The sequence below is a fragment of the Photobacterium lucens genome (assembly GCF_009873615.1).
GTDB classification, from domain to species: domain Bacteria; phylum Pseudomonadota; class Gammaproteobacteria; order Enterobacterales; family Vibrionaceae; genus Photobacterium; species Photobacterium lucens.
Window position 1 is genome coordinate 1 of record NZ_SSMG01000033.1, and the last position, 11,187, is coordinate 11,187.

Genomic DNA, 11,187 nt, shown 5'->3' on the forward strand with positions numbered 1-11,187 from the left:
GATAAGAACATCACTAAAATTTATACCCAAATTCTCAATCAGTAAAAATCGTGAGCTACCCATAGTAAAAACCACCCGCTTGTTAAGTAATGGTTACAAATACCACCAAATAACTTTAATAAAATATAAAAAACGTGACGAAAGCCATATAGTTAAATTTTGATCGTATTTTTACTTAGGTTGATGGATTGAACTCCTGATAGTCTCTTTGTTGCTCTGATATACAGATGGACAGAGTGCATAATTATAAGGAAGAACCCATGTCAACAACGAAGAAAAAAATGTCTCTTACATCCCGAGTCATTCTCGGTATGGTATTAGGTATTCTCACCGGATTTTTAATTCGCACCTTTTTTGCTGATTTCTCTTTTATCCATGAATACATCGTCGATGGTTTATTCGATGTTGGTGGAAAAATTTTCATTGCCAGCTTAAAGATGCTTGTTGTTCCGCTAGTGTTTGTATCACTTGTTTGCGGTACGAGCTCGCTTAAAGATATTGCAACACTAGGACGCTTAGGCGGTAAAACTGTTGCGTTCTATCTAGCAACCACTGCGATTGCAATTACCCTTGCACTATTTCTGGCTAACGTTTTCAAACCAGGTGCTGGTGCAGATCTAAGTGCAGCAACGACTTTCGTCGCAAAAGAAGCGCCTACGCTAGGCAGCGTAATTGTAGGTATGTTCCCAACGAACCCAATCAGCTCAATGGCGAACGGTAACACCCTTCAAATCATCGTATTTGCTGTGTTATTCGGTATTGCTATCAGTGCTGCGGGCAAACCAGGTGAACGTATTGCCGAAATCTTCAAAGATCTTAATGAAGTGATAATGAAACTAGTTGCGCTACTGATGAACATTGCCCCATTTGGTGTGTTCTTCTTAATGGCGAAATTGTTCACAAGTTTAGGTCTAGATGCCATCTTTAACCTAATTAACTACTTCTTAGTACTTGTTGCTGCATTACTGATCCACGGTTTAGTCACCTACAGTGCAATGCTAAAAATCTTCACAGGTTTAAGTCCAATTACTTTCCTCAAGAAGATGGAAGATGCCGTGATGTTCGCATTCTCAACTGCATCGTCAAACGCAACGATTCCAGTAACTATGGAAACAGCAACTAAACGTTTAGGTGTTAACAATAAAATTGCATCGTTTACTGTACCGCTAGGTGCGACCATCAATATGGACGGCACAGCAATCATGCAAGGTGTGGCGACAGTATTCATCGCGCAAGCCTTTAACATTGATTTGAGCATGGGCGACTATGTAGCCGTTATTGTTACAGCAACTTTAGCTTCTGTAGGTACTGCAGGTGTACCAGGTGTTGGTCTAATCATGCTTGCAATGGTACTGAACCAAGTAGGTCTACCGGTTGAAGGTATCGCGATTATCATGGGTGTTGACCGTCTACTTGATATGATCCGTACTGCAGTAAACATCACTGGTGACTCGGTTGTATCATGTATTGTCGCGAAAACCGAAAACGAATTAGACGTTGAGCGTTTTAATGACCCACAAGCCGCTGTTGAAGATGAGAAAGTTAACTTCCATCCTCTAAAGCAAGAATCATAGAAGATCATAAAACTCTTCATCTATAAATAAGGCGCCTTCATGGCGCCTTTTTCCTTACTGCTGCTTACCTTATCTCAAACGCGCTATCTTGGTGCAATTGAACAGATATCGTTCAATAAATGGCTTATAAGCTTACCCGAAAGTTATTAATTCATTGTTTTTAAATGATTTTAAAATGGGCACAGGGATTGCCTATTTAGTAAATACACATTAAATATCGAGGGACGCGTTATGTGGTTAGTAGGAGTTCTGACTATTGCACTGTTGGCTATTTATTTGTGGTTTCAAAAACTACAAAAAAATAATAACCAATTAAAAAGACAGTTTGAACAAATAATGATGCTACGACAATTGATAGAATTCATTCGCTATCACCGTCGTTTTTGCCACCAGAAACTGGCTCATCCAAACAAAAACGTTGAATTCGATGAATCCGTCAACGTCAAAACCCATATTATGAAGGAAACCTTAACGGTATTAATTCATCAGGCTGACAGCAACCACAAACCCATGTTTCGGATCTTACGCAAAGAAATACAAACCTTATTAACTGAATGCCATGAGTATACTTTACGGCGCAGCCAAGCCGTTCATGGACGCATTATTCGCCATATCATGTATCTTATTGATGATGTAGTAAGCTCCGCCCTATTAACCTCAGAGAAAGATCATGCGTTCGAACACTACCAAGCAGCTTGGCCTATTATCTTAAACTCACTAGATAATCTTCACCGTTTTCGATGGACGATAGATCACTACCCAATCAAAAGTAATATTTATCAACGTGAGCTTAAAATTCATATCAAAATGATCCAACGTCGTTTGGAGCAAATTCAAATGCTTAGCCAACAACAGCCACCGACTTGGCCGATTGAAAAGCTGCTACCTAATTTTCTAGCTCTGTCTTTTAACAAACCCAATGAAACAGAATTAAAGCAAGGGCTATATAGCTACTCATTTCAAATCTCAGACACCATTTTCCAATACTTTGATTTGATCTTAGCGGATATAGCCGATGAACTTGCAATTGAAGCTCCGAGTTTAACCGCATGTTTAGCTGATCATGACTGCCAAAAATAAAAAACCCAGCACGATGGCTGGGTTTTCAAACAACAAATCAGAAATTAACCGATGTGTGTCATACCGTTCATGTACTTACGTAGCACTTCAGGAATTTCAATACGACCGTCAGCTTGCTGGTTGTTTTCTAGAATAGCAACCATTGTACGACCAACTGCAAGACCAGAACCGTTTAGTGTGTGTAGAAGCTCAGGCTTCTTCTCACCCTTACGGCGGAAACGCGCTTGCATACGACGTGCTTGGAAATCCCACATGTTAGAACAAGAAGAGATTTCACGGTAAGTCTCTTGAGCAGGAACCCATACTTCAAGATCGTAAGTTTTGCATGAACCAAAGCCCATATCACCTGTACAAAGTACTACTTTACGGTATGGAAGCTCTAGCAGCTGAAGTACTTTCTCAGCGTGGCCTGTTAGCTCTTCTAGTGCCGCCATTGAATCTTCAGGCTTAGTGATTTGAACAAGCTCAACTTTGTCGAACTGGTGCATACGGATAAGGCCACGTGTATCACGACCGTAAGAACCTGCTTCAGAACGGAAACATGGTGTATGTGCAGTCATCTTCACTGGAAGATCAGCTTCATCGGTGATGGTGTCACGCATCATGTTTGTTACAGGCACTTCTGCTGTTGGAATTAATGAAAGCGTACGTGGCTCTTCATCATTCACTTTTTCAGTTAGTGGCTGAGTGTGGAATAGATCTTCACCAAATTTTGGTAGCTGACCTGTACCGAATAGGCTGTCTGCATTTACTAGGTACGGTACGTACATTTCTGTGTAACCGTGCTCTTCAGTGTGAAGATCTAGCATAAACTGTGCAATTGCACGGTGTAGACGAGCAAATTGACCTTTCATTACGATGAAACGTGCGCCAGTGATTTTTACAGCACTTGCAAAGTCAAGGCCACCAGCCATTTCACCTAGATCTACGTGATCTTTCACTTCGAAGTCGTAAGTTTTTGGCTCACCCCAACGAGAAATTTCTACGTTCTCTGACTCATCTTTACCTACTGGCACAGAATCATCTGGAATGTTTGGTACAGATTGAGTGATAACATCCAATTCTGCTTGTAGTTCAGCCAACGCTTTTTTCGCTTCATCAAGCTCAGAACCTAGGTTACCCACTTCAGCCATGATACGTTCAGCTTCTTCGTGATCGCCTTTCGCTTTTGCCTGACCAATCGACTTCGATCGCGAGTTACGTAGAGCTTGAAGCTCTTCTGTCTTAACTTGAAGGGACTTACGCTTCTCTTCAAGGTTACGTAAAGTTTCAACATCAAGGGTAAAACCACGACGCGCGAGTTTTTCAGCTGTTTCATCCAGCTCTGTTCGAAGTAATTTAGAATCTAGCATGCTAATCCTGTGCTCTTAATATTCTGAAATGCACGTTATTTAGGCTATTTTAGTGAAAATAGCCTGTAATGTAGGAAGGCAGTTCTCTCATGTCACTGCCAGTGGTTTAACGATACCCAAAAAGCCTTATTATTGGTAGCGCTTTAACGGGCTTTTTGCATCTAAAGAAGCAAGATAATCCAACTTTTCGGATATTTTCATTTCTAAACCACGGTTTGACGGCTGGTAATAAACCCGATCACGTATTTCTTGCGGTAAATACACTTCTCCAGCCGCATAAGCGCCTGGCTCATCGTGGGCATAACGATAACCTTCACCGTAACCAAGCTCTTTCATTAGCTTAGTTGGTGCATTACGCAGGTGATGCGGCACTTCAAAGTCAGGAAATTCACGTGCGTCAGCTTTAGCTTGATTAAACGCCACATAAACCGCATTACTTTTAGCAGCACAAGCTAAGTACACAATCGCTTGAGCAATGGCACGCTCTCCTTCGTAAGCACCAACACGGGTATAACAATCCCATGCAGATACAGCGACTTGCATTGCACGAGGATCGGCATTACCAATATCTTCTGAAGCTATCGCCAACAAACGACGTGCGACGTACAAAGGATCACAGCCAGCTTGCAGCATACGAGCAAACCAATACAAAGCACCATCCGGGTTAGAGCCTCGAATTGATTTATGTACCGCAGAGATCATGTCGTACCAAAGATCACCTTTGTTATCAAAACGTGCGACTTTTTCACCCGTCACTTCTGCTAATAATTCAACCGTGATTTGCTTAACGCCTTTGTCATCTTCTTCAGCCATATCAATGAGCTGCTCCAGATAATTTAAAGACATTCGCGCATCACCACGGACAAACTCCGCTAGCTTTTCTTTAATATCATCAACGAAGTGAAGGTTTGTTTCACTCACGCCACGCTCTTTGTCTGTTAATGCTTGATCGAGCACTTGTAAGATCTCGCTATCTTCTAGCGATTTAAGTTTATAAACACGAGCACGGGACAACAATGCGTTATTTAGTTCAAACGATGGGTTCTCTGTCGTAGCACCGATAAACGTCACTGTGCCATCTTCGATATGCGGTAAGAAGGCATCTTGCTGACTTTTATTAAAACGATGCACCTCGTCGACAAACAAAATTGTACGACGCCCTGCCATTTTGTTATCACGCGCTTTATCAATTGCCGCACGGATATCTTTAATACCAGATGTCACTGCAGAAACACGCTCTACCTCAGCATTGGCATAATGTGCCGCTACTTCTGCCAATGTGGTTTTTCCTGTCCCTGGTGGTCCCCATAAAATCATGGAGTGTAAATGACCGGCTTCTAATGCCCGACGCAGAGGTTTTCCTTCACCTAAGATATGTTGTTGACCGATATATTCTTCTACTGTTCGAGGTCGCATTCTTGCTGCTAGCGGTCTGAAATCAGAAGAAAAATCAAGGCTGAAGTTATTCAAAATAACGACTCCCATAAACAGAAAAAGGTGGCTATACAGCCACCTATTATATTCGAATGAAACAATGATGTTAGACGAAAAGTATTTGCCTATTCATTGATTGATCACTGTCGCTGATCATCTAGCTCAACCCCTTTCGGCGGTGTGAACTTAAACAAACTTGCCGCAGGTGTGGTGCGGGTAAATTTAGATAAAGTATAGTTACTACGTTGACCATCACTTTCAACCACAGAGAAGTTACGTACCTGTCCATCTTGAGAGACAGTCACGATAAACTTATCCATTGAAGACGTTTTATCTTTTGGTGTCAGAGTGAAAGTATCAGCAAGTTGCTGAACATTATAGCGAGCCCAATCTTTCGGGCTATTTCTTGTTAATAGAACAAATGGCGTTTGCTCTGTAGCATCTTTTAACCACATCGCTGTCACTTGTTCAACAAATGGACTGTAATACCAAACCGTTTTACCGTCAGATACTAATAAACTTTCATCTGGTGTTTTGGTATCCCAACGAAATAGGTTTGGACGTTTAATCGATAAATCACCAGTGCCATCAACCAGTGTTTCACCATCAGGACTGATCACTTTTTGGGTAAAGTTAGCGCTAAATGCATTCACTTTATCAAGGCGGCTACTCAATGCTTGTTCTGGTGTCGCCCAAGCATTGGCTGTTGCCAACATAGGTACGGCAACTAACATACTTAGCCATAACTTCTTCATCATATTCGCTAACCTCTATTAAAGTAAACCGCCGAACATAAATGTTACAGCGGTTTAAGTTACGCTATAAATTCACTAACAACAAGTTGTCGGTGATTTCATTAATCATGGATCTGTACTGGCGCTGGCGCTAATACTTCTCGGTTTGAGTTATGCCCCGGAGGACTAACAATACCATGTGCTTCTAATTGCTCGACAATACGAGCAGCGCGGTTATAACCAATCTTAAAGCGACGTTGAACACCTGATACTGATGCTCGACGTGTTTCCGTGACAAACGCTGCTACTTCATCAAACAATTGGTCAATATCGTCATCACCACCTGTCGATGTTTCACCAGGAAGTAAACTTTCTGCACCTTGATCAGAGCTTAAGATACTATCGATATATTGTGGCTTGCCACGTGCTTTCCAATCGTTAACCACATTATGAACATCATCATCTGATGCAAATGCACCGTGAACACGCGTGGTGTGACTTTGACCCGGTGGAAGATACAACATATCACCCATACCCAGTAGTGACTCTGCACCGCCTTGGTCAAGAATGGTTCGTGAATCCGTCTTGGTTGACACAGTAAACGCCATACGTGTTGGAATGTTTGCTTTGATCAAGCCAGTGATAACATCTACTGATGGACGCTGAGTCGCAAGAACTAAGTGAATACCTGCCGCACGTGCTTTCTGTGCAAGACGAGCAATCAACTCTTCGACTTTCTTACCTACAACCATCATCAAATCAGCAAATTCATCGATGATCACCACAATACTTGGCATTTTTTCCAGTAATGGTGGGTACTCATCCATGGTATCGCCTGGTTGCCATAATGGATCATGGATAGGGTAACCTGCCGCCGCTGCTTCCTCTAATTTATCGTTGAAGCCCGCTAGGTTACGTACGCCACATTTCGCCATTAGCTTATAACGACGTTCCATTTCACCAACACACCAACGTAGGGCATTACCTGCATCTTTCATGTCAGTAACAACTTCAGTCAGTAGGTGCGGAATACCTTCATAAATTGAAAGCTCCAACATTTTCGGGTCAATCATAATGAAACGACAATCTTCTGGCTTACACTTATATAGCAAGCTCAAAATCATTACGTTTACACCCACTGACTTACCTGAACCTGTCGTACCAGCAACAAGTAAGTGTGGCATTTTACTTAAGTCAGCAACAACAGCTTCACCAGCAATATCACTACCTAATACAATTGGCAGTGAACCATTCATATTCTGGAAACGATCACTTGCAATCACTTCTGATAAATAAACCGTTTCACGGCCTTTATTTGGCAGCTCTAAACCAATGTATGGCTTACCAGGGATCGCTTCTACTACACGTACAGCCATCACTGATAGTGCGCGAGCCAAGTCTTTTGATAGACCAGAAATACGGCTAACTTTCACACCCGGCGCTAAATCTAATTCAAAGCGGGTAATAACCGGCCCCGGAAAGATCCCTTTCACCTGCGCTTTAATTTTGTAATCAACTAACTTAGATTCAATTAACGCAGCTGTCGCTTGCAACTCTTCCTCAGAAGCAGGTTCGACTGTACGACGAGCTTCTTGAAGTAAGTCTAATGTCGGCATTGGTGATGTTGGCGCAGGAAGATCAACTTCTGTTTGCATTAAAAATGGATTATCTAATCCAGCCAAGTGTGCTTGTTCTTTTTGTAGATCACGAATGTTTTGCAAAAAGGCTTCTTGATCTGCTTTCTCTTGCTCTTCTACTGTTAATGGTGCTTCACCACGCTCAAGTTCAGACATACCGTCTTGAACACCAATTTCAATATCACTAGCTGGTGTAGGTTGAGCTGCAAATGATTGTGTGATTGTAGGTTCAACTACAGCTGGCTGTACGGCTTCTGCAGCAGCTATAGCACTTTGTTGAGGCGCATAAGCTTGTGGTGAAACCGTAGGTTCAGCAGCATCAATCGCACTTTGCGTGTACTCATCAACAGGAACGGTGAAGTCTTCATCTTTATCTAACTCACGCTCTAGCTCTTCAATAGAAAGTCCACGAGGTTGTTGAGCTGATACTTGAGATTGTGGTTGCGCCACAGGCTGTTGTACTTCTGCTTGTGGCTGTGCCACTGGCTGAGATACCACAGGTTGCTGAACTGCTGCTTGTGGTTGTGCTACAGGCTGAGATACCACAGGTTGCTGAAGTGCCGCTTGTGGTTGCGCTACTGGTTGAGATACTACAGGTTGTTGTACCGCTGCTTGTGGTTGTGCCACAGGCTGAGATACTACAGGCTGTTGTACCGCTGCTTGTGGTTGTGCCACTGGTTGAGATACTACAGGCTGTTGTACCGCTGCTTGTGGTTGTGCCACTGGTTGAGATACTACAGGTTGTTGAACTGCCGCTTGTTGTTGTGCCACAGGCTGAGTTACCACAGGTTGTTGTACTGTCACTTGTGGCTGTGTCACTGGCTGAGATACTACAGGTTGTTGAACTGCCGCTTGTGGTTGTGTCACTGGCTGAGATCCCACAGGCTCCACTGCCGGTTCAACAATAGGGCTTGGCTCTAATAATGGATCGCGTGTGATCGCTGAGTTAGCACGAACAATTTTATAAGGCGATGACGACTCTTTTTTCTCTACAGATGTGAAGTCATCAGCGTAAGAAGATAATAATGGATCGTCCCCTGCATCAAACTCATCTAATTGAGCGATATAAGGCATTTCAGATTCATCAGGGATTTCTGTTGCAAAAGGTCGCATCACCTCATGCTTATCTGAACGGAATTTATTTAAGAACCACGTTAATGATGAAAGCGTCTTCTCACCCAATGTATCTGCAATAGATGTCCAAGAAACACCAGAGAATAATGTAAAACCAATCGCCCAAATTGCCATTAACACTAACGTGGTACCTAGTACATTCAATAACGGCATAGAGATATTCGACACCACATCCCCTACTACACCGCCTGATGAGAAGTACCAAATATCATCAAAGTTTAGATCAGCAAGGCCACAGCTAGTCAGTAACAATAAAATGAGACCTAACAGACGCGTACCGTAAACCATGTAGTCATGGGATAAACTTTTCGAGCGTCTACGGAATAAGTAAGTACCTAGTAATACAATTAAGGCAGGGAAAACATAAGCTAAAGAGCCAAAGCTGAAGAAAAATGTATCAGCAACTAAAGCGCCTAATGCGCCAGCTTTATTCTGTACAACTCCATCCCATGCAGTTTGTGACCATGATGGATCTGCAGGGTTAAATGTTACCAATGCCACCATTAGATAAATAGCGGCTAAAATACTGATGATTAAAAAACCTTCAATGATGCGTTGTGTACCTGACAAACGCATCTGGGACAGTTTTTTACCTTTAATCTTCCTCAAGGATAACTCCGATGTCTCTATAAAAACTCAAAAACTTGCCAGAAATCTAAGACATTCATCGACCAATAGTAATCTTCATAACCAAATGCGCTATAAAGCTTAGCCAAATATCAAAAATACAATGTCATTGTCTCAATGCCACTATTCTATACTAATTGCGCACATTGTCTGTGTACCGAAAAACTTTTTAGTGAAAAAGTTGCCTATTTCTCCACAATGGCTAGGTACAAATAGTTCATATCAAAATCTTATTTTAGACGGTGAATAGATAAAAAAATTCATCATTATGTCAATTTGAATAACCGTTTGCCCAATTAAACAACAGTACGTAAGCGTTTTGATTTAATAAAAACAAAACGAGCGGCCATAGCCGCTCGTTTATTCAGTTATTTCAACGCTTCGCAGTCGCTTATCGTGTTTTAATAACGAGATTATTTGATTGTTTCACTTCTTCCATTACCACGTAAGTACGTGTGTCATTTACACCCGGTAGGCGAAGTAACGTTTCACCTAGCAACTTACGGTATGCAGACATGTCCGATACACGTGTCTTCAACAAGTAGTCAAAATCACCTGAAACTAGATGACACTCTTGAATATCTTCTAGCTCTTGTACTGATTTATTAAACTGCTCAAAAACATCAGGCGCACCACGGTTTAGTGTAATTTCAACAAACACTAAAAGTGAGGCATCAAGAAATTGTGGATTCAGAAGTGCTGTATAGCCACTAATGTAGCCCTGACGCTCTAGTCGACGAACACGCTCAAGACAAGGCGTTGGCGATAAACCAACACGCTTAGATAGTTCAACGTTAGAAATTCGACCATCTTTTTGAAGTTCATTCAGTATGTTACGGTCAATGCGATCCAATTCCTTGGACGGTTTCTTTTTGGTATCTACCATTTTTTATTCCACCTTCTTACTTCCTTGCAAAAAAATATACTACATTCTATCTATTTTTAGAATCAAATACTGAATAAGTCAAAAACAATAGTAATAAATTACAGCTAATAACTTATATCTGGCCAAATGCTCACTTGCGCAATCAACTACACCATAAAGATGATCATGCTAAAGATGTCCCCTACACAGGCCTAGCGTCCTGCCAAAACACATTAGAATTTAACTCTAAAAATGAATACTTATCATTTCCTCACAATACAAAATAAAGTGAGGTTTTAAATGCAGTTATAGAAATTTTTACCAGATAAGAAATGATTGTCAAAGTAAAACCTTAGTAAATAAGGTAATAATCACGACGAAAATGTGCTTAAAACTCATTAATCTTGTATCTTTAACTTCATATCATTGGCAACAAAGTGCGCTCATTTCGCATAAATAAGAGAATAAAAATGCATTAATTATGCTTCAAGCCATGACATACTCATTTTAGCCCTGTCAGCTGTGGTTCATATTAAACATCAGAGTACAGCGTTAAACGCTAAAAGATCAGTATGTTACAAGTGGTTTGTCATTTTGTTTAAATCATTAACAACCGATTCTATGATTAACGACTACGTAGAAATGTAAAAATCAACATATATAAAAAGACGATCTGATTTTGCAAAATTAACCAATTAAGGCATTCATTATCTTTCGCTTTTTTTTGTGATGGACATAACATTTTATTTC

Annotated in this window: 7 protein-coding genes; 2 read left to right on the top strand and 5 right to left on the bottom strand. The window is 41.3% G+C overall.

From position 1 onward, the window contains the following. Positions 1 to 260 precede the first annotated feature (260 nt). Entirely contained in the window at positions 261 to 1,574 is a 1,314-nt protein-coding gene (locus E5A76_RS02625) for a dicarboxylate/amino acid:cation symporter (protein ID WP_161118021.1), read from the top strand. 231 nt (positions 1,575 to 1,805) lie between these two features. Further along, the gene (locus E5A76_RS02630; protein ID WP_161118022.1) at positions 1,806 to 2,654 is read left to right on the top strand and encodes a hypothetical protein; all 849 of its coding nucleotides are present in this window, start codon (positions 1,806 to 1,808) and stop codon (positions 2,652 to 2,654) included. Positions 2,655 to 2,698: 44 nt separating this feature from the next. Here E5A76_RS02630 and serS read toward each other — a convergent pair whose 3' ends face one another. The 5 genes from serS to lrp all read right to left on the bottom strand — a co-directional run bounded on the left by serS (position 2,699) and on the right by lrp (position 10,458). Further along, positions 2,699 to 4,006 carry a serine--tRNA ligase gene (gene serS / locus E5A76_RS02635; RefSeq protein ID WP_008987513.1) on the bottom strand — a complete coding sequence of 436 codons (1,308 nt, stop codon included), beginning with the start codon at positions 4,004 to 4,006 and terminating at the stop codon, positions 2,699 to 2,701. Between the two features lie 129 nt (positions 4,007 to 4,135). Next, complete coding sequence (locus E5A76_RS02640) at positions 4,136 to 5,476, bottom strand: replication-associated recombination protein A (RefSeq protein ID WP_053986911.1); 1,341 nt, start codon at positions 5,474 to 5,476, stop codon at positions 4,136 to 4,138. Positions 5,477 to 5,580: 104 nt separating this feature from the next. Further along, positions 5,581 to 6,198, bottom strand: a complete 618-nt coding sequence (lolA, locus tag E5A76_RS02645; protein ID WP_081001625.1) for an outer membrane lipoprotein chaperone LolA — start codon at positions 6,196 to 6,198, stop codon at positions 5,581 to 5,583. Positions 6,199 to 6,296: 98 nt separating this feature from the next. Beyond that, positions 6,297 to 9,521 carry a DNA translocase FtsK 4TM domain-containing protein gene (locus tag E5A76_RS02650; protein ID WP_161118023.1) on the bottom strand — a complete coding sequence of 1,075 codons (3,225 nt, stop codon included), beginning with the start codon at positions 9,519 to 9,521 and terminating at the stop codon, positions 6,297 to 6,299. A gap of 442 nt (positions 9,522 to 9,963) precedes the next feature. Next, positions 9,964 to 10,458: a leucine-responsive transcriptional regulator Lrp gene (gene lrp / locus E5A76_RS02655; RefSeq protein WP_005368765.1), complete on the bottom strand. Its 495-nt coding sequence runs from the start codon at positions 10,456 to 10,458 to the stop codon at positions 9,964 to 9,966. Positions 10,459 to 11,187: the final 729 nt, after the last annotated feature.

What these genes read in the sequence shown, in the direction of transcription:
- E5A76_RS02625 (WP_161118021.1), top strand. Translation starts at nt 261, where the DNA reads ATGTCAACAACGAAGAAAAAAATGTCTCTTACATCCCGAGTCATTCTC.
- E5A76_RS02630 (WP_161118022.1), top strand. Translation starts at nt 1,806, where the DNA reads ATGTGGTTAGTAGGAGTTCTGACTATTGCACTGTTGGCTATTTATTTG.
- serS (WP_008987513.1), bottom strand. Translation starts at nt 4,006, where the DNA reads ATGCTAGATTCTAAATTACTTCGAACAGAGCTGGATGAAACAGCTGAA.
- lolA (WP_081001625.1), bottom strand. Translation starts at nt 6,198, where the DNA reads ATGATGAAGAAGTTATGGCTAAGTATGTTAGTTGCCGTACCTATGTTG.
- E5A76_RS02650 (WP_161118023.1), bottom strand. Translation starts at nt 9,521, where the DNA reads ATGCGTTTGTCAGGTACACAACGCATCATTGAAGGTTTTTTAATCATC.
- lrp (WP_005368765.1), bottom strand. Translation starts at nt 10,458, where the DNA reads ATGGTAGATACCAAAAAGAAACCGTCCAAGGAATTGGATCGCATTGAC.